22 protein-coding genes are annotated in these 20,323 nt (G+C 71.5%); 9 read left to right on the top strand and 13 right to left on the bottom strand.

The features are described from left to right. Positions 1-314 precede the first annotated feature (314 nt). Positions 315-1,145 (top strand): helix-turn-helix transcriptional regulator, encoded by an 831-nt coding sequence (locus BCF33_RS08170; RefSeq protein WP_158259384.1) that lies wholly within the window; start codon positions 315-317, stop codon positions 1,143-1,145. Positions 1,146-1,231: 86 nt separating this feature from the next. On the opposite strand, the gene BCF33_RS08165 is transcribed toward BCF33_RS08170, so the two are convergent. The 3 genes from BCF33_RS08165 to BCF33_RS08155 form a co-directional block, all read right to left on the bottom strand. Beyond that, positions 1,232-1,564 carry a hypothetical protein gene (locus BCF33_RS08165; RefSeq protein WP_106160472.1) on the bottom strand — a complete coding sequence of 111 codons (333 nt, stop codon included), beginning with the start codon at positions 1,562-1,564 and terminating at the stop codon, positions 1,232-1,234. Positions 1,565-1,711: 147 nt separating this feature from the next. Continuing rightward, positions 1,712-2,413 (bottom strand): winged helix-turn-helix domain-containing protein, encoded by a 702-nt coding sequence (locus BCF33_RS08160; protein ID WP_106160471.1) that lies wholly within the window; start codon positions 2,411-2,413, stop codon positions 1,712-1,714. Continuing rightward, complete coding sequence (locus BCF33_RS08155; protein WP_106160470.1) at positions 2,385-2,669, bottom strand: hypothetical protein; 285 nt, start codon at positions 2,667-2,669, stop codon at positions 2,385-2,387. Before BCF33_RS08155 ends, BCF33_RS08160 begins: the two co-directional genes overlap by 29 nt. Positions 2,670-2,850: 181 nt before the next feature. Here BCF33_RS08155 and BCF33_RS08150 point away from each other — a divergent pair, with 181 nt between their 5' ends. The 3 genes from BCF33_RS08150 (at position 2,851) to BCF33_RS08140 (ending at position 5,267) form a co-directional block, all read left to right on the top strand. Continuing rightward, complete coding sequence (locus tag BCF33_RS08150) at positions 2,851-3,342, top strand: hypothetical protein (RefSeq protein ID WP_106160469.1); 492 nt, start codon at positions 2,851-2,853, stop codon at positions 3,340-3,342. Between the two features lie 95 nt (positions 3,343-3,437). Continuing rightward, complete coding sequence (locus BCF33_RS08145) at positions 3,438-4,058, top strand: ribonuclease HII (RefSeq protein WP_106160468.1); 621 nt, start codon at positions 3,438-3,440, stop codon at positions 4,056-4,058. 99 nt (positions 4,059-4,157) lie between these two features. Beyond that, positions 4,158-5,267 (top strand): site-specific DNA-methyltransferase, encoded by a 1,110-nt coding sequence (locus BCF33_RS08140; protein ID WP_106160467.1) that lies wholly within the window; start codon positions 4,158-4,160, stop codon positions 5,265-5,267. A 389-nt stretch (positions 5,268-5,656) separates the two neighbouring features. Here the strand turns inward: BCF33_RS08140 and BCF33_RS08135 are convergent, their stop codons facing one another. Next, a complete protein-coding gene (locus BCF33_RS08135) occupies positions 5,657-6,112 on the bottom strand; it encodes an Lrp/AsnC family transcriptional regulator (RefSeq protein WP_106160466.1) in 456 nt (151 codons plus the stop codon). A 71-nt stretch (positions 6,113-6,183) separates the two neighbouring features. Here BCF33_RS08135 and BCF33_RS08130 point away from each other — a divergent pair, with 71 nt between their 5' ends. Beyond that, on the top strand, positions 6,184-6,792 hold the full coding sequence (locus tag BCF33_RS08130; protein WP_106160465.1) for a LysE family translocator: 609 nt from the start codon (positions 6,184-6,186) through the stop codon (positions 6,790-6,792). Here BCF33_RS08130 and BCF33_RS08125 read toward each other — a convergent pair. Both BCF33_RS08125 and BCF33_RS08120 read right to left on the bottom strand, forming a co-directional pair. Further along, positions 6,789-7,943 carry an alkane 1-monooxygenase gene (locus BCF33_RS08125; protein WP_106160464.1) on the bottom strand — a complete coding sequence of 385 codons (1,155 nt, stop codon included), beginning with the start codon at positions 7,941-7,943 and terminating at the stop codon, positions 6,789-6,791. The two genes, BCF33_RS08130 and BCF33_RS08125, sit on opposite strands and share 4 nt — an antisense overlap. A 119-nt stretch (positions 7,944-8,062) precedes the next feature. Next, positions 8,063-9,097: an A/G-specific adenine glycosylase gene (locus BCF33_RS08120; RefSeq protein WP_106160463.1), complete on the bottom strand. Its 1,035-nt coding sequence runs from the start codon at positions 9,095-9,097 to the stop codon at positions 8,063-8,065. 52 nt (positions 9,098-9,149) lie between these two features. Between BCF33_RS08120 and BCF33_RS08115 the strand changes: the two genes are divergently transcribed. Beyond that, positions 9,150-9,662 carry a DUF721 domain-containing protein gene (locus BCF33_RS08115; protein ID WP_106160462.1) on the top strand — a complete coding sequence of 171 codons (513 nt, stop codon included), beginning with the start codon at positions 9,150-9,152 and terminating at the stop codon, positions 9,660-9,662. After that, positions 9,659-10,309: a DsbA family protein gene (locus BCF33_RS08110; RefSeq protein ID WP_106160461.1), complete on the top strand. Its 651-nt coding sequence runs from the start codon at positions 9,659-9,661 to the stop codon at positions 10,307-10,309. The genes BCF33_RS08115 and BCF33_RS08110 overlap by 4 nt, the downstream gene beginning before the upstream one ends. Positions 10,310-10,312: 3 nt before the next feature. On the opposite strand, the gene lpxK is transcribed toward BCF33_RS08110, so the two are convergent. The 6 genes from lpxK to BCF33_RS08080 form a co-directional block, all read right to left on the bottom strand. Then, positions 10,313-11,302: a tetraacyldisaccharide 4'-kinase gene (gene lpxK, locus BCF33_RS08105; protein WP_170073287.1), complete on the bottom strand. Its 990-nt coding sequence runs from the start codon at positions 11,300-11,302 to the stop codon at positions 10,313-10,315. Continuing rightward, positions 11,299-12,354, bottom strand: a complete 1,056-nt coding sequence (locus BCF33_RS14370) for a glycosyltransferase N-terminal domain-containing protein (RefSeq protein WP_158259383.1) — start codon at positions 12,352-12,354, stop codon at positions 11,299-11,301. The genes lpxK and BCF33_RS14370 overlap by 4 nt, the downstream gene beginning before the upstream one ends. 104 nt (positions 12,355-12,458) lie before the next feature. After that, positions 12,459-12,704: a DUF4170 domain-containing protein gene (locus BCF33_RS08095; RefSeq protein WP_106160459.1), complete on the bottom strand. Its 246-nt coding sequence runs from the start codon at positions 12,702-12,704 to the stop codon at positions 12,459-12,461. A gap of 76 nt (positions 12,705-12,780) precedes the next feature. Then, positions 12,781-13,542: a 3'(2'),5'-bisphosphate nucleotidase CysQ gene (locus BCF33_RS08090; protein WP_106160458.1), complete on the bottom strand. Its 762-nt coding sequence runs from the start codon at positions 13,540-13,542 to the stop codon at positions 12,781-12,783. Beyond that, positions 13,529-14,869 (bottom strand): TldD/PmbA family protein, encoded by a 1,341-nt coding sequence (locus tag BCF33_RS08085; RefSeq protein WP_106160457.1) that lies wholly within the window; start codon positions 14,867-14,869, stop codon positions 13,529-13,531. The genes BCF33_RS08090 and BCF33_RS08085 overlap by 14 nt, the downstream gene beginning before the upstream one ends. Before the next feature lie 132 nt (positions 14,870-15,001). Beyond that, a complete protein-coding gene (locus BCF33_RS08080; protein ID WP_158259382.1) occupies positions 15,002-16,555 on the bottom strand; it encodes a DUF2125 domain-containing protein in 1,554 nt (517 codons plus the stop codon). A gap of 176 nt (positions 16,556-16,731) precedes the next feature. On the opposite strand from BCF33_RS08080, the gene BCF33_RS08075 reads away from it, so the two are divergent. Beyond that, positions 16,732-17,481, top strand: coding sequence for an SDR family oxidoreductase (locus tag BCF33_RS08075; protein WP_106160455.1), 750 nt, complete (start codon positions 16,732-16,734; stop codon positions 17,479-17,481). Then, entirely contained in the window at positions 17,478-18,026 is a 549-nt protein-coding gene (locus BCF33_RS08070) for a Clp protease/crotonase-like domain-containing protein (RefSeq protein WP_106160454.1), read from the top strand. Before BCF33_RS08075 ends, BCF33_RS08070 begins: the two co-directional genes overlap by 4 nt. Before the next feature lie 11 nt (positions 18,027-18,037). On the opposite strand, the gene BCF33_RS14470 is transcribed toward BCF33_RS08070, so the two are convergent. Further along, complete coding sequence (locus BCF33_RS14470) at positions 18,038-20,239, bottom strand: calcium-binding protein (protein ID WP_106160453.1); 2,202 nt, start codon at positions 20,237-20,239, stop codon at positions 18,038-18,040. Between the last annotated feature and the right edge of the window lie 84 nt (positions 20,240-20,323).

Here is a 20,323-nt window from a genome sequence, read left to right as displayed (position 1 = left end):
TCCCAAGCCCGGCTTCGTGCAACAAGGCCGGCTCAGGCAAGTCGTCCGTCGCGGACGGCCATACCAACGACGTGTCGCATCGGGGGCAGGCAAGCTCCGCTCCCGGCGGCATCTTGCCGGACCGTGCGGGACAGAAGGGGATCATTTCGTCGGCAAATAGAGGTTCGGTATCTCGTGGAGGCCAGGGAGATACCGCGGTCGACAGCGGCTACGGTTGAATGTCCTGCGACGTATCCCCAGTTGGGCCCCATCGTCCGGCGGGGGAAAGCGCATTGTCCGACGGCATCTCCATCGCCCACCCTCAGGGTCGCGTCTTGGATACCGCGGCCCTGGGCCTCGTGCCGGGCACGCCGCTGCTCGGGCTGATCGCCTTCGACTCCGAGCCGGGCCACCAGTCGCCGGACGCCGTCCATCTGCACCGGATGCTCATCTTCACCGGGACCGATGCGGTCCCCGTGATCGAGCGCCGCGACGGTCGTCGCACCGAGGCGGTCGTCGGGCGGGGCGACATCGTCCTCTTCCCCGCCGGCACCCGCGCCGGCCTGGAATGGTCCGAGCGGGCACAAGGGATCGGCATCACGGTGGATCCCGCGACGATGAGCGATTTCGTAAGACGCGAGATGAAGGTGCTCGTCAGGGGCCTGTGCTGCGAGGGCGAGACCATCGTCCACGACGACGCCTTGCTCGCCGTCGCCGAGGCGCTTCGGGACGCAGTCCGGCCGGAAGGGCCGGGCCGGAAGCTGATCTTCGACAGCATGGCACGGGTGTTCCTGGCCACCCTGGTCCGGCGCCGCGGCGTCCTTTCGGACGCTGCCGCAGGCATGTTCGGCGAGGATCGCTGGCGGATGCTCGTCGAGCACGTCGGGGCACGCCTGTCAGGGAACGTCACGCCCGGGGAGATGGCCCGCGTGGTGGGCATGTCCGAGAGCGCGTTCCGCCGTGCCCTGCGCGCGGCGACGGGCCTTGCTCCTTCGGCATGGCTGAGGGGCGAGCGGGTGGCGGCCACGCTGCCCCTGCTCGAGCAGGGGCATTCGCTGGGCGAGATCGCCGCTCGGTGCGGGTTCGCGGACCAGTCGCACTTCACCCGGACCTTCAAGGCCGCGCATGGCCTCACCCCTTCTGCTTGGCGACGACGCGGCGCATGAGAAGGACCGCCCCTGGGGAAGGGCGGTCCCTTTGCCGGCGGCGAGGCCCCGGCTACGCCGGCCCGCGGGGACACGGGCGGGCCGTCTTAATCGATGAACCGGTCCGTATGCAGTCGGGCCAGCTCCGCGGCGGAGTAGTCCTCGACGTTTACGCCAAGGCTCGCAGCCATCTGCCTCATCGCCGGCGTCGTGCCGCCCGGGCCGGTATCGCGAAGGTCGCCGTTCAGGATCGCGCGCGCGGTCGTGAGGTCGTTCTCCGAGAGCGCGTCGTCGAGGCGGATCAGCTCACCCGTCGTGTAGGCGTCGGGATCGACGCCCAGCGTCGCGGCGAACTGGTCCTTTCCGACGTTCGCGGCGGCTGGCAGCGCGGCGGCCGACACGGCGAGGGCAAGGATGGCGAGGGTCGTGTTGCGGAGCATGATGTCCTCCTGTCAGGTTCGAGGAAGGACCGGATCGGCCTTCCGATGAACATGAGAATGACCATTCCGCCGTCCGACTTTTTGAACCTAACGAGAAAAGATTTGAACTGAACCGTACGGTTCATTTCCTGCCGTCGTTCGTCTGCGTCAGGCGATCCGTATCGCGCCGGGATCGACGGAGAGGGCATAGCCCTTCTTAGCCACGGTCCTGATCAGGAGGGCCGCGACCATCTGCCCCCCGAGGGCATCCCGAAGCCGCTTTATCCGGGTGACCCCGGCGCCCTCGTCGCAGTCGCTCGCGTCCTTGCCGGTCACCATCGCCTCGATCGTGGCACCGGTCATGACGTCTCCGTCGAGCCTCGCCTCCGCGAGGACCGACAGGGTCTCCATCGCGGCCTCGGTCAGCCGGAACTCGAGGTCGTTGATCCAGACGGTCCGCGTCTCGCGGTCCAGCGCGAGCGAGTTCACCCTTATCCCGGCCCGTTCGATCGCATCGAGCCGCCGCGCCTGCGTGGCGAGGGCCACGAGAAGGCCGAGCGCCGCTAGGAGAAGCCCGGTGGTCGCCAGCAGCAGCACGAAGATCACGACGCGGTAGCTCGCCAAGACGTCGGCGAAGGCGTTTCCCGACTGGGCGATGATCTCGAGCAGCTTGATCTGCGTGTTCGACGTCAGATCCGCGTTCTCGACGAAGAGGCGCGTCACCCGCTCGTCGAACGCGTCCGCATCGGGAAGCGCGATCAATAGGAACGCCCCCGCGAGCGCGAGGATCAGCACCACGGCCCCGAGGCCGAGCGCGATCACGTGCCGCGGGGCGGGCCCTTCAATAGCGAAGGTGGTAGGCGCCGGCATCCGCTTCCCTCTCCTGCAGTCCGTCGGCGTCGAAGATGCCTACGACCTCGAGGAGTTGCCACCCGTCGCGCGCGATTCGCCCGGCGATCTCCGAGGCGGCGGAGGAGGCGTCGCAGGCCTCGTGCAACTCGATCGTTCCGTAGTGAAGGCGCAGGGGCTCGACCGTTCGGGCCTTGTAGTCCGCGTAGCAGGGCGCCTGCCCGAAGGCCGGTGCCGACATGAGTGCGACGGCAAGGAGGGGAAGGAGACGTCTCATCCCCCGTCAATGGTTGGGGACGTCGCGTCATGCAATGGCCGACCGGGTCGCAGGCACGGTGTGGCCCCCGATCGGCCATGGCATCGGATGTCGGCCACGTCGACATGGCCCGACGCAGACCTTCTGGGCGAGGGTCGGCGGATGGCCCCGCCTGGGGCGCCGACCCGGAGGATATCCCGCCATGATCCGCACCCTCTCACGCTGGCTGCAGGCCCCTGTCCGTGCGATCCCCGCAGCCGCGCTGTCGCTCTCGGTCATGGCGGCCGCCTCGGCGCCCACCCCCGCCTCCGCGGACCGGAAGGACATCGCCCGCGCGCTCGCCATCCTCGCCACCGTGGGGGCGATCGCCTATGCTGTCGAGAATGCGCAGGAAGACGACGGCCGGACCCTGCGCAGCCTGCCCTCGCCGACCCGGCCGCCGTCCGGCCTCCGCTCCAGGGCAGCGCGTTCCGAGGTCCTTCCCGTCTCCTGCATCCTCGCAAACGGCACCCATCCCGCGGCGTTCGGCACCCGCCGCGATCGGCGCGTGGTGGCCGAAGGTTGCCTGCACCGCGCCCGTATTCGGCTGGAGTCGCTGCCCGAGCCTTGCAAGGGCGAGGTCCCCGTCGGCGGGCGCGACCGCCCGGTCTTTGGCTTCGCCTGCCTGCGCGACGCCGGATTCCGTTTCAGGTAGGGCATGGCTCCGCCGGAGGACGAAGGCGCCGGCCTATTCCCGCATGTTCCGGGCCCGGGCTTGTCTCCGCCCCCGCATGGGGCAAGGAGGACGCCATGAGGACCCGCCCCGACACCGCGCTGGAGGAGGCCGCCCGTGCCGAGGGCTTCCTGCGCGTCGCCGGCGTGGACGAGGCTGGCCGCGGGCCCATCGCCGGCCCTCTCGTCGCGGCGGCGGTGATCCTAGACCCCGGTGCGGTCCCGGACGGCCTCGACGATTCGAAGCGCCTCTCGCCTGCGCGGCGGGCGATCCTGAGGGAGAAGATCGAGCGGACGGCACGTTGGGGGGTGGGGGTCGTGGATGTCGCCACCATCGACCGCGTGAACGTCCTTCAGGCGACCTTCATCGCCATGCGCGAGGCGATGGGCGATCTGCTCGCCGACCTCGCGTTGATCGACGGGACCATGGTCCCGCCCGGCCTGAACGTGCCCGCCCGCGCAGTGGTGCGGGGCGACGCGCGGTCCGCCTCCATCGCGGCGGCCTCGATACTCGCAAAGGAGCTGCGGGATTCGATGATGCGGGCGCTCGCGCAACAGGACCCCCGCTTCAATTGGGGCAAAAATAAGGGCTACCTTACGCCCGAGCATCGCAGTGCGCTCGCGCAACATGGGCCGACACAACATCATAGGCGCACCTTCGCCCCCGTCCGCGACATGTTGTGTCCACCGGGGGGTTAAGCCGGTCCGCCAAATAAACCCTTAGCGTCGGCTTCGCCGCTTCGGCAGGTTCTCCTCACACCCTGAGAGGCCCCGTCAGAGGGCCCAAGGAAGAGGCAGATGAAACAGGCAAAAACCGGCGCGGCGGCGCCGTCTCTCCCCGTGGACGAAATCCTGTCGGGCGATTGCATCGAGGTCATGCGAAGCCTGCCGGAGGGCAGCGTGGACCTCGTATTCGCGGACCCACCCTACAACCTCCAGCTCCAGGGCGAACTGCACCGGCCGGACGCGTCCCGAGTCGACGCCGTCACGAACGACTGGGACCGGTTCGACAGCTTCGCGGCATACGACGCCTTCACGCGGGCCTGGCTCGCCGAGGCGCGGCGTGTCCTCAAGCCGGACGGGGCCCTCTGGGTGATCGGATCCTACCACAACATCTTCCGCGTAGGCGCAGCGGTGCAGGACCTGGGCTACTGGATCCAGAACGACGTGATCTGGGCCAAGACCAATCCCATGCCGAACTTCCGCGGCACCCGCCTGACCAACGCGCACGAGACCCTGATCTGGGCCTCGCGCAGCCAGAAGGGGCGGCCGACCTTCAACTACGAGGCGCTGAAGGAGCTGAACGAGGGCACGCAGATGCGCTCGGACTGGTCCATGCCGATCTGCACCGGGCACGAGCGGCTGAAGGACGCGGGCGGCGCGAAGGCCCATCCGACGCAGAAGCCCGAGGCGCTGCTGCACCGGGTCCTCGTGGCGACCACCAATCCCGGCGACGTCGTCCTGGACCCGTTCTTCGGCACCGGCACCACGGGCGCCGTCGCGAGGAAGCTGGGCCGCAGCTTCGTGGGCATCGAGCGCGAAGCCGAATATCGCGCGGTGGCCGAGAAGCGCCTCGCGAAGGTCCGGCCCTACGAGGGCGCCGCGATCGAGGTCTCGCGGGGCAAGCGTGCCGCGCCGCGGGTTCCCTTCGGCACCTTGGTCGAACGGGGCATGCTGTCCCCGGGCGAGGAACTGGTAAGCCTGAACGGCCGCCATCGCGCGAAGATCAGGGCGGACGGGACGCTGACCGTGAAGGGCGTCGCCGGCTCGATCCACAAGGTCGGGGCCGAGCTGCTCGGCGCGCCGTCCTGCAACGGCTGGACCTATTGGCACTTCAAGCGCGACGGCGCGAAGGTCCCGATCGACGCGCTGCGCGAGCAGATCCGCGCGGAGATGCGTCCGTCCTAAGACATCCCAGAATACCGTCCCTTCCGATCCGGCCGGGAGGGACGGGACGAGCCGCCGGCGCGGGTCATCCTGACCTCGACCCGTGCCCAACTGCGCCCCCGTCCACCGTGGCGGGGGCTTCTTTCTTCAGGGGACGTCCCCGGCATCGACCGGTGCGGACATTCGCGAGCGGCCGCACCGCGTGCACGCCGCCGCCTGAACGGCTGCCTTCCGCACCCCGAACGGCCGTTCGACCGCGCCGGGAGGGCCGGCCCCGGCCGGCTGGAAGTAGAGGCCGTTCGGGCTGATCACTATTCCCGCATCCGTCTCGGCGCCGCCGCACGAAGGGCGATTGGTCGTCCGTAGTTCCATCACGGAAGGCAAGCACATCCCCGTCGGGCGAGGTTCCGTCAGGCCCTGAGGTCTTTCGGCGAGCCCATGACGACGTGCGTGGTGATCGTGCGCACCTGCGGCAGCGTGCCCAGCCTGTCCGTATGCCACGCCTTGTAGGCGGCGAGGTCCGGCACCTCGACGCGCAGGAGGTATTCCACCGCGCCGGTGATGTTGTGGCACTCGCGCACCTCCGGGGCGGCGGCGACGGCGCGCTCGAACCCCTCCTGCGCCTCCTTCGAGTGCTCGCGCAGACCGACCGTGACATAGGCCGTGAAGCCGCCACCTGCATGGACGGGATCGACGATCGCGCGGGTGCCCCGGATCACGCCGCGCCGCCGCAACTCGGCGAGCCGGCGCGAGACGGCCGAAGGCGAGAGGCCCGCCCGCTCGCCTAGGGCGGCGTTGGAGAGGGCGCCGTCCTCGGACAGGGCCTGCACGATACATGCGTCGAACGGGTCGATTGCGGATCTCATTTGCAGGAAAGGGCCGGATCGGCGCACGATTTGCAATCCCCATGCTCCGTGAGATGGATACAAAGGGCCGCATGACCGCCGAACTCTTCCTCGCCCTGACGCTCTTCGCGCTCTCGACCCTGTACACGCCGGGGCCGAACAACCTGATGCTCATGGCTTCGGGGGCGAATTACGGCCTGCGACGCACGGTGCCGCATCTCCTGGGGGTGGCGCTCGGCTTTCCCCTTCTCGCCATGGCGGTGGGCTTCGGTATCGCGGCGCTGTTCCGGGCCGTTCCGGCGATGGAGGTCGTGCTCAAGGTCCTCGCGGTCGCGTTCCTCCTTTGGCTCGCCTGGAAGGTCGGCACCTCCGCTCCGCCGGAGGAGGCGAAGGCGGAAGGACGCCCGTTGACCTTCGCGCAGGCGACGGCGTTCCAGTGGGTGAACCCCAAGGCTTGGGCGATGGCGTTGGGCGCCATGACGGCCTTCGCGGCCTCGGGCGGCTTCGCGCAGGTCCTGATCGTCGCGGCCACGTTCGCGGCCTTCGGCCTCGGCTCGGCGACGGCGTGGACGGCGATCGGCACCCAAATTCGGCGAATCCTTTCGACGCCCCGGCGCCTCCGGGCCTTCAACTGGACGATGGCCGCGCTGCTCGTCCTCTCGCTCTTTCCGATCCTCGGGACGGACCTCGCCCCGTCCTAGCGGGGCATGGGGTTCGTCATCCAGCGGTAGGGCCCCCAATCGTCTATCTCGGGATAGTGGCGGCGGCGCCAGGCCCGGACCCGCGGGTTCATGAACCGCAGGAACAGGGGCGGGACCATCGCCATCGCGGTCATCACCGGGTAGCCGTAGGGAAGCTGCGGGGCCTCGTCCTCCGGATAGGTCTGGAGGAGTGGGAAGCGCCGGTCGGGCTTGTAGTGGTGGTCCGAGTGGCGCTGGAGGTTGATCAGCAGCCAGTTCGACGCCCGGTGCGCGGCGTTCCAGGAATGGCGCGGCAGCACGTGCTCGTACTTGCCGGCGCCCAGGTGCTTCCGGGTCAGGCCGTAATGCTCGATGTAGTTGACCAGCTCGAGCTGCCAGATCGCTACGAAGGCCTGATACGCGAAGAGCAGGACGCCCCACCACCCGCTGATCAGCAAGGCGGCCAGAAGCATCGCGCCCTGCAGCGCGGCATAGCGCCAGAACGGGTTCTTGCGGTCGAACCTGGACTTGCCCCGCCGCTCCAGCATCGCGGCCTCCGCCTTCCAGGACGAGGCGAGGGACTGTCGCACCACCCGCGGGAAGAAGCGGTGGAAGCCCTCGTTGTAGCGGGCCGTCACCGGGTCGCGCGGGGTGCAGACGTAGCGGTGATGGACGAGGAGATGCTCTGACCGGAAGTGCGAGTAGAGGGTCGAGGCCATCAGGACGTCGCCCATCCATCGCTCGACCTTGGGCTTCTGGTGCATCAGCTCGTGCGCATAGACGATGCCGATCGTGCCGGATGCGACGCCGATGCCGAAGAAGACCAGGATCTCCTCCCACCAGGCGAGGTGGTCGGTCGCGGTCAGGTAGGCCAACGTGCCGAAAATCAGTCCGATCTGGACCACCGGCCAGATGAGCGTGATCGCCCGGTACCAGGTCAACTCGCTGTCGGGGGTGAGAGGGTCGGGGTTCTCTTCACTCAGGCCGGCGAGCGCGTCCATGACCGAGAAGGCGCCCCAAGCGTAGAGCGCGGGCAGGATCACCGTCCATCCGCCCTGGGTAGCGGCGATCACGACGAGCGGCACGTTCATCAGGCACAGCCAGAACGGCATGGCCTTCGCGAAGCCCCCGACGGGCCGGACGCCCCCTGTGTCGTTTGTGGTCACGGCCATGAAGGCGATCTCCCTCGTTCCTCGCGCATCGTGGCATGCTACAGCCGCGGCGAAAGGTGCAGGGAAGGGACGTAGCGTCGCGCCGGGGGGCGGGCGCTCTGCCGCGACGCCGGCGGCAGTCAGTCCAGTGCAGCCGCCGCGCGCTCCATCGCCTTTCGGAAGAGGGTCGGCAACTCGGACGGAACGGCCTGATGCCATTCGCCCCGTTCCGGAACCGCGTCCACCCCCACCTCGGCGGCTCGGACCTCCGCCGACAGCAGGTAGTGCGTGAACCCATGATCGACCGTGCCCGCCTCGCGCCATTCGGCCGCGAGCGGCGGGCCTCCCTCCGGCTTCTCCGCCCAGTTCGTCGTGGGCCAGCCTAGGGTGCCGCCCAGCATCCCCTTCGGCGGGCGCCGCTCCAGCAGCCACGCGCCGTCGGCTCGCCGCGCGGCCCAGAACACCGCGCGCTTTAGCGGGCGGGCCTTCTTCGGGGCCTTCGCGGGCAGGTCCGACTGGATGCCGGCCTTCCGCGCCTCGCACCAACGCATGACGGGGCAGATCGCGCAGGCCGGCGAGCGAGGCGTGCAGATCGTCGCGCCGAGGTCCATCACCGCCTGCGCCCAGTCCCCCGGCCGGACGGGGGTGGTGAGGGAAGCGGCCTTCTCCCGCAGCAGGGGCCGTGCGCCGGGCAGGGGGGTGCGCACCGCGAAGAGGCGCGAGGTCACCCGCTCGACGTTGCCGTCGACGACGACCGCTGGCTCGTCGAAGCAGATCGCGGCGATGGCGGCGGCGGTGTAGCGGCCGATCCCCGGCAGCTCGCGCAGCTCCGCCTCCGTCTCGGGAAAGCGGCCGTCCCGCATGGCGACCTCGCGCGCGCAGGCAAGGAGGTTGCGCGCCCGGGCGTAGTAGCCGAGGCCAGCCCAAGCCGCCATGACCGCCCCGTCCTCCGCCGCGGCGAGGGCCTCGACCGTCGGCCAAGTCTCCGTGAAGCGGCGCCAGTAAGGGATCACCGCGGCGACGGTGGTCTGCTGCAGCATCACTTCGCTCAGCCATACTGGGTACGGTTCGGGACGCACGCCGCGCGCGCGCGCGGCGGGGCCGATGCGCCATGGCAGGTCGCGCGCATGGCCGTCGTACCAGCCCAGCAGCGCCTCGCGCACCTCCTGACACATTCGTTATCCCCCGCTCTTCACCGCGCCCCTCGGGGGACGTATCTAACCCCCCATGGCCCGCAAGCCCGCCCCCCGGCCCTCCGCCAAGCCCCGCGCCCGCGGCTTCGCCCGCGCCTCGACTCTGGTGGAGGGGCAGGTGAAGGTCGCCGGCGACGGCCGCGGTTTCGCGGTCGCGCGCCTCCTCACCCGCTGGGAGGAGATCGTCGGCCCCGACCTCGCCGCCCTCGTCCGCCCGGTGAAGGTCGGTCATGGCAAGGGCATCGGGGCCGAGTTGACCGTCCACGCCGAAGGTCCCCGTGCGGCCCTCGCGCAGATGGCCACCGGCCGCATCCGGGACCGGGTGAACGCCTGCTACGGCTATCGCGCGATCGCGCGCGTGCGCGTCACGCAGATCGCCCCCGCGCCCGATCCGGGCTTCGCCGAGACCCGCGCGCCTTACATGCCGCCCTCGCAGGCCGCCCTGGCCCGGGGCGAGGGGCTTGCCGAAGGCGCGACCGACCCCGACCTTCGCGCCGCGCTCGCCGCGCTGGGGTCCCATGTCATGTCCAAGGGAGAGACCCGATGAACACCAAGATCGCCCTCGCCGCCGGCGCCGTGGCCGCAGCGGCCGGCGCCGGCTTCTGGCTCGCCGAGACGCGCGCGCCTTCCCTCGGCTCCGCCGCCGTCGCGCAGGAGGCGGCCCAGGCCCCCCTGGTCGAGGACATCGCCTTCGGCGACGCGGATGCCCCCGTCACGATCGTCGAGTACGCGAGCTACACCTGTCCGCACTGCGCGCGCTTCCACGAAGACGTCTATCCGGTCCTCAAAGAGGAATACGTCGATACCGGCCAAGTCCGCTTCGAGCATCGCGAGGTCTTCTTCGACCGCTTCGGCCTCTGGGCCGCGATGATCGCCCGCTGCGACGGTGGTTCGCATTACTCCGAGGTGGTCGATCTGGTCTATGACCGCCAGTCCCAGTGGACCCAGGGCGATCCGGCCACGGTTGCGGGGAACCTGCGCGCGATCGGGGCCGAGGCCGGCCTCGCGCCCGATGCCGTCGAGGCCTGCATGAGCGATCCGGCGATGGCCGAGGCGCTCGTCGCGAACTACGAGGAGAACGCGGCGCGCGACGGCATCCGCTCGACCCCGAGCTTCCTCATCGACGGCGAACTGGTGGACAACATGCCCATCGGCGAGTTCCGGGATGCCATCGACGCCGCTTTGGAAGGCTGATCGCTAGCTGCCCGCGTCGCGGGGGGGCAGGATCCGGGCCAGGGCGTCGTCGAGCGCGGACCAATCCGGCGCGCGCAGCCGGACCGGCACGACGAGGATCGAGGCCCGCGCGCCCGGCGGCAGCCGTACCGCGTCCTTCTCCGTGCAGACGAGGCGGGCATCCAGGCGTGCGGCTCGCTCCGTCAGCCTTCGAAGGAGGGGGAGGGGGAGCGGCTGGTGATCGCCCAGCGGAACGGCTTCGACTATCTCGGCCCCGAGGCCGCGGAGGGTGGCGAAGAACTTCGCCGGCCGCCCAATTCCGGCGAATGCGAGGACGCGGATCCCGGTCCAGTCCATGCCGGTCTCCAACGGCGCCAGCTCCGCATCGACAACCGGCTTCGGCAGCACGTTGGCCTGTCGAAAGGCTTTCCGTGCATGCTCCGGGCCGATCAGCACGACGAGGTCCGCCCGCGCGAGCCCGGCGGCAACGGGTTCGCGTAGGGGGCCGGCGGGGAAGACGCGGCCGTTGCCGAATCCCGCTTCGGCGTCGATCACCACGATCTGCAGATCCCTCGCGGGGTCCGCCGATTGGAACCCGTCGTCGAGGATGATCGTCTCGGCCCCCGCCGCTTCGGCCGCCTCGGCCCCCGCCCCACGGTCCTTGGCCACCCAGACGGGCGCGAACGGCGCCATCAGAAGCGGCTCGTCCCCGGCTTCCGACGCGTCGTGCCGCGCCGGATCGACCCAGACCGGTCCTTCGAGCGTGCCGCCGTACCCCCGGCTGACGACCTGCGGCTCCAGCCCCAGCGCCTTCACCCGCTCGATCAGCGACATCACGACGGGCGTCTTGCCCGTCCCACCTACGGAGAGGTTGCCGACGCAGACCACCGGAACGCCGAGGCGCCGCCCGCCCCGTGCGACCCGGCGAGCGGTCGCAGCGGCGTAGAGCGCGCCGAGCGGCGACAGGAATGCGGGCAGCCTGCCGCCGCGCGACCAGAAGCCCGGGGCCTTCACGCGGTACCTGGCGGCGCGTCGTCCACCGCATCCAGTATGGCCTGCGTGAGCATCGCGGTGGCTTCGGCGCCCTCGGTCGCCACCTCCCAGCCGGCCCGGGCGAGGATCGCCGCCCTGTCGGGGGCCAGAAGATCCTCGACGGCGGCGACGATCTGCGCGGGACCGCCGATCCTCACCGCGCCGCCGGCGGCGTCCAGCCGCCCCGGCGGGCCCCCGTGGATCACCGCCGATCCGACCGAGGCCGGGACGAGAGGATCCATCTGCCGCCCGTCGAGGGTTCCCGCCAGCACCGTCACCGCGGCAAGCCGTGCCCACAGCCCCTGCTGGCCCGGGCGGACGGCGAGGACCGAATCGTCGAAGCCCGGCGTCCCGTGCTCGGATACGATCCCCGGTCCTTCCGGCGGCTCGTCGGCCTCGAGGACCAGAAGGACCCGGTGGGCCCGCCGCCGCAGCTCGGCCTGCGCCTCCAGGAGATCTGCGACCATCCCGGCAGGCGCGCCCGCGGCGAGCCATACGGGGCGTCCCGCTAGGGCGGAGGCCAGTTCCTGCCTGCGGGCCTCGTCGACCGGCGGGGCCGCGGCGGTGCCCAGCAGCGGCCCGGCAACCTTTATCCGCGCTTTTGGGATGCCGACCCGGCGCAAGGCCTCGGCCTGCGCGTGGTCGGCGGGAAGGGCGATGCGGGCACCGCCCAGCGCGAGGCGGGCGTTCGCGCGGCCGACGCGCTCGATCTCGCTGCCGTCGGGACCGCCGGCCAGGATGGGCATGAGGCCCCTCTGCGCGGCGGCGGCAAGGAGGATCGGCCGGACCGGACCGCCCGCCCAGACCAGCGCCGCCGGCCGCCAACGGTCGAGCAGCGCGGCGGCGAAGCCGGGCCGGTCCTCTGGCACGGGCAGGCCGATATCGGCCTCGGCGTGGTCCGGCTCGCGCGTGAGGGCGAAGGTGATGCCCGAATCCTCCTCCGCGACCTGCGCGCGAACGACCTCCAGCGCCGACGCAGAGAGCGTGGCGCCGGCGTGAAGCCAGACGACGGGGGCCGGGCCGGTGGGTGGCACCTCCCCCCAAAGGGCGGGATCGGCCCCTTCGGCGCGCAGGCGCCGAAGCGCGGCCGCCTCGCCCTGACGCCTGACGACGCGCCAGACCGAGAGGGGGAGGCGGCTCAGGCGCCGAGCTCCTCGGTGGGCGAGGCAGGCTGCTCCTCGTCGCGCAGCCTGTGGATATGGGCAATGAAGTAGCGCATGTGCGCGTTGTCCACCGTCCGCTGCGCCTCGGACTTCCACGCGGCGTAGGCGGACGCGTAGTCGGGGAACATGCCCACCATGTGGATCGCCTCGACGTCCCGGAACACCGTGCCGGAAGGATCGACGAGCTCGCCTCCGAAGACGAGATGCAGGCGCTGGGTCATCGTGTCCTCCGTTCATTGAACGCCGGCGTGATGGGCCAAGTGACGACCAGGTGCAAACGGGAGCGGGCCCCGCCCGTCACGGGATCAGCGCCTCGTGGGGGATGCCGCCCGTGGCCACGCATCCGGCCGTCTTCGGCGTCCAGCCGTCGAAGCGCAGCGGCGCGCCGTCGCGGTCCGTCACGACCGCCCCGGCCTCCGCAGCGATCAGGGCGCCGGCTGCGATGTCCCAGTACCAGCTGTCGCGAAGGGTCAGCATTGCGTCGAACCGTCCTTCCGCGACGAGGCAGAGGCGCCAGGCGAGCGAGGGGCGGAAGGCCGTCCGCACCTCCGGCAGCCCATCGGGCCAGTCCTCGGGGCGAAGGTTGGCCTTCGTCGTCAGAACGGCCGGCGGGTCGGCCGGGATTGCCCTGGCCCGGATGGGCGCGTCGTCGAGGGTGGCGCCCGCGCCTCGCAGGGCCGCATAGGTCAGGCCCCTCGCGGGTAGGTGCACGACAGCCGCTTCCGGAACGCCGTCGACGACCATCGCCGCGGCCACGGCCCAGTCCGCCTCGCCCTTCAGGAACGCCCGGGTCCCGTCTAGCGGATCGACGATCCAAGCGGGACCCGAGACGCGGGAGGCCGGATCGTCCGGGCTCTCCTCCGACAGCCAGGCGTAACCCGGACGGTCGTCGCGCAGACGCGCCTCCAGGACGGCGTTCGCAGCGAGATCCGCCTCCGAGACCGGACCCAGGTCGCCGCCCTTGTCGCGCACGGCCGGATCGCGCCTCCAGAACCGCAGGGCCTCGGCCCCGGCGGCGTGGGCGGCGTCGCGAAGGAGGGCGAGGTCACTCGCCGGCAATGGTCATGCTGGGCACCAGAAGGGACGGCACCACATGCGAGGCATAGGACCGGGCATCGTTCGCAGGCACGATCGTGCGGAGCATGTCGCGCAGGTTACCCGCGATGGTCACTTCCGAGACGGCGTGCACGGGCGCGCCCTTCTCGTACCAGATGCCGGATGCGCCGCGCGAGTAGTCGCCGGTGTTGGGGTTTATCGTCGACCCGATCAGAGAGGTCACGAGAAGGCCCGTGCCCATCTGCGCGATCAGATCGTCGCGGTTAGCGGTGCCGGCGGTGAGATGAAGGTTCGTCACCGACGGCGAGGGCGGGGTGGAGGTGCCGCGCGCGGCGTTCCCCGTGCTCTTCAGCCCCAGTCGGCGCGCGGTGGAAAGGTCCAGCACCCAGCGGCCGAGGACGCCGTCCTCGACCAGCGGCGCCTCTCGGGTGGCGAGCCCCTCGGCGTCCAGCGGACGCGAGCCGGTCACGCGCGGGCGCAGCGGCCGCTCGGTCAGGCTGAGGCCGTCCGGCAGCACGGATGCGCCCATCAGGTCCTTCGCCCAGGACGAGCCGCGCGCGATCATCATGCCGTTGATGGCCGCGACGAGGTGCCCGATCAGGCCGGCCGCGACGCGTTCGTCGTAGAGGACGGGATAGGTGCCGGTCCTGGGACGACGGGGCGCGCGCCGGGCTAGCGTGCGTTCGGCTGCGAGGCGGCCGATCTCCTCCGGGGGGTCGAGATCCGAAAGGTGGGTGCGGCCGTCGAAGGCCCAGTCCCTCTCCATCGCGGTTCCCGTCCCCGCGATGGCGACCACCGAAAGCGAGCGCGACGTCCGCTCGTAGCCCGCCGAGAGGCCGTTGGTGCCGGCGAGGTGGATGTGCCGCCGCGAGGCGCCCGCGCCGGCGCTGTCGGTCTTGGTGATCCCGTCCACCCCGCGCGCGGCGGCTTCGGCCGCGAGCGCCATGTCGCGCAGCACGTCCGGCGATGGGTCGCCGGCGTCGTCCGCAAGGTCGAGGTCGGGCACCTCGGTCGCCAGGAGGGACGGATCGGCCAAGCCGACGGACGGGTCCTCCGGCGCTTCGCGGGCCATCGCGACCGCGCGCTCCGCCATCGCGCGGATCGTGTCCGGCCGCGCGTCCATCGACGAGACGACCGCCTGCCTCGTGCCGATGATGACCCGCAGCCCGAAATCCACACCTTCGGCGCGCTGCGCCTCCTCGAGCTTGGCGTCCCGCACGTCGACGGAGGTCTGGAAGCCCTCCGTCACGAGCGTGTCGGCGGCATCCGCGCCGGCCGCCTTCGCCGCATCGAGAAGCTGCTGGGCCAGATCGGGAAGGGCATGCGTCATCCCCGGCAGCTAGGGCGCGGGAGAGGGCGGCGCAAGCGTCGCCCACGCGGTTGTGGGGCCGCGCGGGGCCGCATCCCGGGCGGTGTCACGGCCGGAGCGGGCGTGCCGTCGGCACGGGCGGCGCGGGGGGCCTCAGCGCAGCGGGATCGGGAACCCGTTCGCGGTGATCGAGGCGCCGGGCCCGAACACGATCTCCGAGACGAACTGATCCTCGCCGACCGGGCGGGCCACGGCGCCCACCATTCCCTGAACGAACAGGGCCTGCTCCGCCGGCACCAGCCCGGCTTGGACGAGCGTCCGGACCAGGCCCTGCAGGCCGGTCAGCGAAAGCTCGATCGTGCCGTCGGGCGCGGGGAAGCCGTCGAAGCTCTCCATGTCGTCGAGGTCGAAGTCGACCGTGCCGTCGCCTGTCAGCTCGACGCCGGCGAAGTCGATCCGCAGCTCGTCCAGGGTGACGGTCGTCGGAAGCGGCGGCTCGGGCTGCTGCGACTGCTCGTAAAGGGCGGAATCGAAATAGTCGAAGGGGAGGATGACCTGACCCGTGAGCGCGATCGCGATCGTCGCAGGATCGCGCGGCAGGTCGATGGGCGCCCCGACCATGTCCGGCAGCATGTCCCAGACACTGTCCGACAAGGCCAAGCCCTCCATGCGCAGCTCGGCAGAGAAGTCCTGCGCCTCTTCGGAGGACACGGTCGGCGCGGTCAGCGAGAGCGCCACGCGATCGAGGGTGCCGGAGACCGCGCCGACGGGCAACTCGGGCGTCTCGACGGCCAGGCGCACCGCTGTGCTCTCGGTCGAGTAGGACATCCCGTCGGCCGAGATCGCGAAGGCCGCTTCGCCGCCCTCGCTGCCGCCGGAGAAGGAGAACTGGTCCGCCGGACGGCTTGCGTCCGTGTCCTCCTCGTAGAACTCGAACGTGTAATCGTAGGGGCCCAAGGTCGCGGAGCCCTCGCCTGAGAATCCGGAGGCGAGAGCGTCCTGGAAATCCTCCGGCTCGAGGTCGGAATCGACGAACGACGTCGCCTCGAATTCCAGCGATCCGAGGTTCATCGCGAGGTCGAAGGTCGCGACGGGATCGGTCGCGTCCATGTCAACCGATATCTCGGTGGACCCGATCCGGGCCGTCTGCGAGATGCGGTCGAGGCCGTCCTCGGCGGGCTCGGTCGAGTAGTCGCCCGACAGATCCGTCATCGTCATCGTCATCGGCGCCTCGAACGTTCCCTCGTCGGGGACGTCGATCTCGGAAACCGTCACGGTGACGGCGTCGGCGGCGTAGTCGTAGTCGAGGCTCTCGATGTCCTGGCCGGTCAGGTTCGCCGTCCAGCCGTCCAGGTCGAGCACGAGGGTGCCGGTGGTCGGCTCCTCCGAGTACTCGCTCCGGCTGGAGAACGTGATCTCGGAAGTCTCGGGCAGCTCGAGCGCGACGCCCTCGTCGGTCTGGCGCATGACGATCTGCGGCAGCGTGAAGGTCGTGGCGGTGAAGCCGTCGTCCTGGCTGACCTCGATGTTCGAGACGGTCAGCACGTCGCCCTCGCGCGACTCGTCGGCCGATTCGAGCACGAGCTGCCCGCGCTCCAGCCCGTCGACCATCTCGGCCCAGACGTCCTCCGGCGCGATCTGGGCGAGCGACGGCGCCGCGCCCGCGACGAGGGCGGCGAGGGGAAGGGACATGGTGCGAAAGGTCATCGAGCGCTCCGGTGGCATGGCCGCGCGATGCCCGCCCGGCGTCCGGCGCATCCTCCGGCGAGCGGGTCGCAGGGTCAAGCGAAGGCGCCCCCGGAAGTGAGCGGAGAGGCGCATAGCGCTGGCCCTCGCGGGCCTTTCCGTCGCATAAGGGCGGTCGGCGAACGCGGGGGGCGGTCATGGGCGGCAGGATCACCATCATCACCGGCGCGAGCCGGGGCATCGGCGCCGCCGCCGCGCGTGCCTTCGCGCAGGCCGGGCACCGTGTCGCGCTGCTGGCCCGCTCGATGGGCGAGATCGAAGCCCTCGCGGCCGAGATCGGGTCCGGCCGGTCCATGGCCCTGGGCTGCGACGTCGCCGACTTCGACGCCGTGGAGGCCGCCTTCGCCGCAGTAGAGAGGGCCTGGGGGCGGCCCGACGTTCTGATCGGAAACGCCGGCGTCATCGAGCCGGTCGCCCGCCTGGAGGATGCCGATCCCGCCGCGTGGGGCCGCGTGATCGACGTGAACCTCAAGGGCGTCATGCATGGGATGCGTGCGGCGCTTCCGCGCATGCTCGCGGGGGGCGGGGGCACGGTGCTCACGATCTCGTCGGGCGCGGCGCACCGGCCGGTCGAAGGGTGGTCCCACTACTGCGCCTCGAAAGCCGGAGCGGCCATGCTGACCCGTTGCCTCGACGAGGAGCATCGCGGGAACGGCATCCGCGCGATGGGCCTCAGCCCCGGCACCGTGGCCACGAGGATGCAGCGCGAGATCAGGGCGAGCGGCATCAACCCCGTGAGCCGGTTGGACTGGTCGGCGCACGTTCCGCCCGAATGGCCGGCGCGGGCGCTCGTCTGGATGGCCGGCCCTTCCGGGGACCGCTTCCTCGGCGAGGAGGTCAGCCTGCGCGACGAGGCGGTGCGCCGGGAGCTGGGGCTGACGGCGTGAGCCGCGCGGACCTCATCCTCCCGCCCGAGCCACCCTCCGGCGCTGCGCTGCGCGCGATCGGGCGCGAGGTCCGCGCGCTCCGCCCTTCGGTGACGCTCGTGCTGCGGGGATCCGGCGGGCGGTTCGGACCGCCATCGGCGCGGTCGGCGTTCTGGGACACGGTCGCAAGCGCGATCGAGCGGCACGAGGGGCTGACGGTCGCCGTGGTCGACGGTCTCGCCGAAGGGGCGGCGCTGCGCCTCGCGCTTGCGTGCGACCTGCGCCTCGCGGGGCCGGACGCGCTTGCCTGGCTGTCCCCTCTTGGGGGCGCGCGGGGCACGGACGCCCCCATCCCGCAGCTTCGCCGCCTTCTGCCGCCGGGCGCCATGGCGCGCGCGGCGATCAGCGGCGGGCGCTGGAACCCGGAGGTCGGCCGGGATCAGGGCCTCTGGGACGACGCGCTGGAGGCCGGGCGCCTGGAGGAGGAGGTGCGGGTCCTGACCCGTTACGCCGCCGAGGTCGGCGTGGGGCAGGTCCGGGCGATGAAGGCGATGCTGGGGGGCTGAGGCCGCCGCGCCTAGAGCAATTCCGCCACCGCCGAGAGGTCGCCGAGATCGAGGTCGCAGATCTTCAACAGGTCGTCGTCGAAGCGGAGCACGGCATGCGCCCCTTCCTGCGTGCCGAAGGCGGCGACCGCTTCCCCGGCCGTCATCCCCCCTCCTCCCCAGAGGTCCGGATCGAGGACGATCCGATCCTCCTCCGGCGCGAGGTCGAGCACGACGTCCCGCCCCGCGCCGGGGCGTATGACGAAGCTGTCGGCCCCTGCGCCGCCCAGCAGCCTATCGTCGCCGGCCCCGCCCTCGAGGACGTCCGCCCCGGTGCCTCCGTCCAGGAGGTCCGCGCCATCGCCGCCCCGGAGGACGTCGTCCCCGTCGCCCCCGATCAACAGGTCCGGTCCGGCGCCGCCGCGCAGGGTGTCGCCCCCCCCGCGACCGAGGCCGATGCCTGGCCCGCCCGCGGCGATCGCGTCGTCACCCGCCCCGCCGTCCATCTCGTCGTTTCCCGGCCCGCCTCGCAGCGCGTCGTTTCCGTCGCCCCCCAGGAGGCGGTCGTCGCCCGCTCCTCCCTCCAGCAGGTCGTCGCCCGCCCCGCCTTCGAGATGGTCGCGCCCCGCTCCGCCGAGCAGGTGATCGTTCCCGCCTCGCCCCAGCAGACGGTCATCGCCCGCCATGGCGTCCAGCAGATCGTCCTTCCCGCCGCCCTCCAGCACGTCCCGCCCCGCAGAGCCGGTGATCTCGATCCCGCTGCGCAGGGCCACGTCCCGGACGCCGATGTCCGGAAGGATCCGGAACCCGTCGAGAAAGCCCGTGCCGAGAACGTCCCCAAGCGCCAGCACGCCGCCGTCGTGGGAATGGACGACCAGCGCCTCCCCTCGCGCATGAAGGGTGAGCCCGCCCGCGAAGGAGACCGCGTCGATCTGCGCGGCCGAATGCAGCAGCGGCCATTCGGAAAGGTCGATCCGGTCGATTCCCGCCTCGAAGTCGCGGATCGTGTCCGTCGCGCCGTCATGGGCCAGGACGAAGGTGTCCGCGCCGGAGCCGCCGAAGAGGACGTCCTCCCCCGCGCCGTCGCGCAGGACGTCCGATCCGGCGCCGCCCTCCAGTCGGTCGGCTCCGTCCGAGCCCTCGATCAGGTCGTCGCGCGCGCCGCCGCGCAGGATGCCGGCACCTGCGACGTGCTGCCCGATCGCGCCGGGATCGATCGTCATCTCGATCAGCTGGCGGCGCTGGGTCGTGGCGACGACACGCAGGGCGCCGTCGATCTCGGCCATGGCGATCGCGGTGACGGCGCCTATGGCCATGCCTTCCACCGCCGCCACCGTGTCCAGCGTCACCAGCCGGCCCCCGGGCATCAGCGTCAACAGGGTCAGCCCCGAATCGCCGCCCCCCGCGACGACGAAGGCTCGCCCCGCGACCTCGGCGGCGGCGAGGGCCTGCGCGCTTCCGAACCGGCTCGCCGCGTCGTCGATCAGATGGTCGGTCGGCATCGGTGCGCCGTTCGCGCCGATGTGCAGCACGCTGAGCGAGGAGGAGCCCGACGCCCCCAGGATCACGTATCGCTCGCCGGCCACGGCGGCGCGCACGAGGGCCGTCGGCTCCGCGATGCCGAGGCCTTGCACGGCCCCGACCGCGCCGACGGCGGACAAGCCCCCGTCGCCGTCGCCCGCCCATACGGTGATGCCGCCCTCGTGCGCGGATGCGGTGACGAGGTAGTCGCCCACCGCGACGGCGAGATGGGCGTCGGCCGCATAGGTCGCCTCCGTGTCGGCCATCCGGCCGGTCACGCCGAGCGCGGTGCCCGAGGCGTCGATTCGCGCGATGCCGCCGCCGGCCGCGCTCGCCACGAAGGCGGGCATCGTGCCGCCGGCCCCCGTCGCGAGAGGGGTGCCCGCCCCCACGGACGAGATGGCCGCGGTGCCGTCCAAGCGGTCCCCGCCGTAGAGGCCCATCAGCCCGACCCTGCCGCCTTGGGAGACGGTGACGTAGGACGTGCCGTCGATCTCGGCCGTGCCGAGGCGCAGGTCCGCGAGCGGGTCCAGCCCATGGGCGACGCCGGGGCCGTAGGTCTTCAGGCCGTGCGCGAGATCGAAGGCGCGCACCTCGCCCGTCTCGCGGTCGAGGGCAGCCGCGTGCCGCCCGTTCGGCAGCAGCGTCAGGTCGGAGACGTGGCGCAGCCCCTTCGGCGTCGGGGCCGCGGCGATGGCGGCGAAGCGGGGCACGGGATCCTCTCCTTACGGCTCGTTCGGTCGGATGCATCCCGGCAGGACGCCGGGGCGCTCCGACGCTCGCCCCGTGGCGGCGCC

The sequence above is a fragment of the Hasllibacter halocynthiae genome (genome assembly GCF_003003095.1).
Taxonomy (GTDB): domain Bacteria; phylum Pseudomonadota; class Alphaproteobacteria; order Rhodobacterales; family Rhodobacteraceae; genus Hasllibacter; species Hasllibacter halocynthiae.
The sequence above is the reverse complement of the archived record's forward strand: the minus strand, read 5'-3'. Positions and strand labels throughout refer to the sequence as shown.

Excerpts from the sequence above, each read along its gene's own strand:
- BCF33_RS08165 (WP_106160472.1), bottom strand. The coding sequence starts at position 1,564 with ATGCTCCGCAACACGACCCTCGCCATCCTTGCCCTCGCCGTGTCGGCC.
- BCF33_RS08160 (WP_106160471.1), bottom strand. The coding sequence starts at position 2,413 with ATGCCGGCGCCTACCACCTTCGCTATTGAAGGGCCCGCCCCGCGGCAC.
- BCF33_RS08155 (WP_106160470.1), bottom strand. The coding sequence starts at position 2,669 with ATGAGACGTCTCCTTCCCCTCCTTGCCGTCGCACTCATGTCGGCACCG.
- BCF33_RS08150 (WP_106160469.1), top strand. The coding sequence starts at position 2,851 with ATGATCCGCACCCTCTCACGCTGGCTGCAGGCCCCTGTCCGTGCGATC.
- BCF33_RS08145 (WP_106160468.1), top strand. The coding sequence starts at position 3,438 with ATGAGGACCCGCCCCGACACCGCGCTGGAGGAGGCCGCCCGTGCCGAG.
- BCF33_RS08140 (WP_106160467.1), top strand. The coding sequence starts at position 4,158 with ATGAAACAGGCAAAAACCGGCGCGGCGGCGCCGTCTCTCCCCGTGGAC.
- BCF33_RS08135 (WP_106160466.1), bottom strand. The coding sequence starts at position 6,112 with ATGAGATCCGCAATCGACCCGTTCGACGCATGTATCGTGCAGGCCCTG.
- BCF33_RS08130 (WP_106160465.1), top strand. The coding sequence starts at position 6,184 with ATGACCGCCGAACTCTTCCTCGCCCTGACGCTCTTCGCGCTCTCGACC.
- BCF33_RS08125 (WP_106160464.1), bottom strand. The coding sequence starts at position 7,943 with ATGGCCGTGACCACAAACGACACAGGGGGCGTCCGGCCCGTCGGGGGC.
- BCF33_RS08120 (WP_106160463.1), bottom strand. The coding sequence starts at position 9,097 with ATGTGTCAGGAGGTGCGCGAGGCGCTGCTGGGCTGGTACGACGGCCAT.
- BCF33_RS08115 (WP_106160462.1), top strand. The coding sequence starts at position 9,150 with ATGGCCCGCAAGCCCGCCCCCCGGCCCTCCGCCAAGCCCCGCGCCCGC.
- BCF33_RS08110 (WP_106160461.1), top strand. The coding sequence starts at position 9,659 with ATGAACACCAAGATCGCCCTCGCCGCCGGCGCCGTGGCCGCAGCGGCC.
- BCF33_RS08095 (WP_106160459.1), bottom strand. The coding sequence starts at position 12,704 with ATGACCCAGCGCCTGCATCTCGTCTTCGGAGGCGAGCTCGTCGATCCT.
- BCF33_RS08085 (WP_106160457.1), bottom strand. The coding sequence starts at position 14,869 with ATGACGCATGCCCTTCCCGATCTGGCCCAGCAGCTTCTCGATGCGGCG.
- BCF33_RS08080 (WP_158259382.1), bottom strand. The coding sequence starts at position 16,555 with ATGACCTTTCGCACCATGTCCCTTCCCCTCGCCGCCCTCGTCGCGGGC.
- BCF33_RS08075 (WP_106160455.1), top strand. The coding sequence starts at position 16,732 with ATGGGCGGCAGGATCACCATCATCACCGGCGCGAGCCGGGGCATCGGC.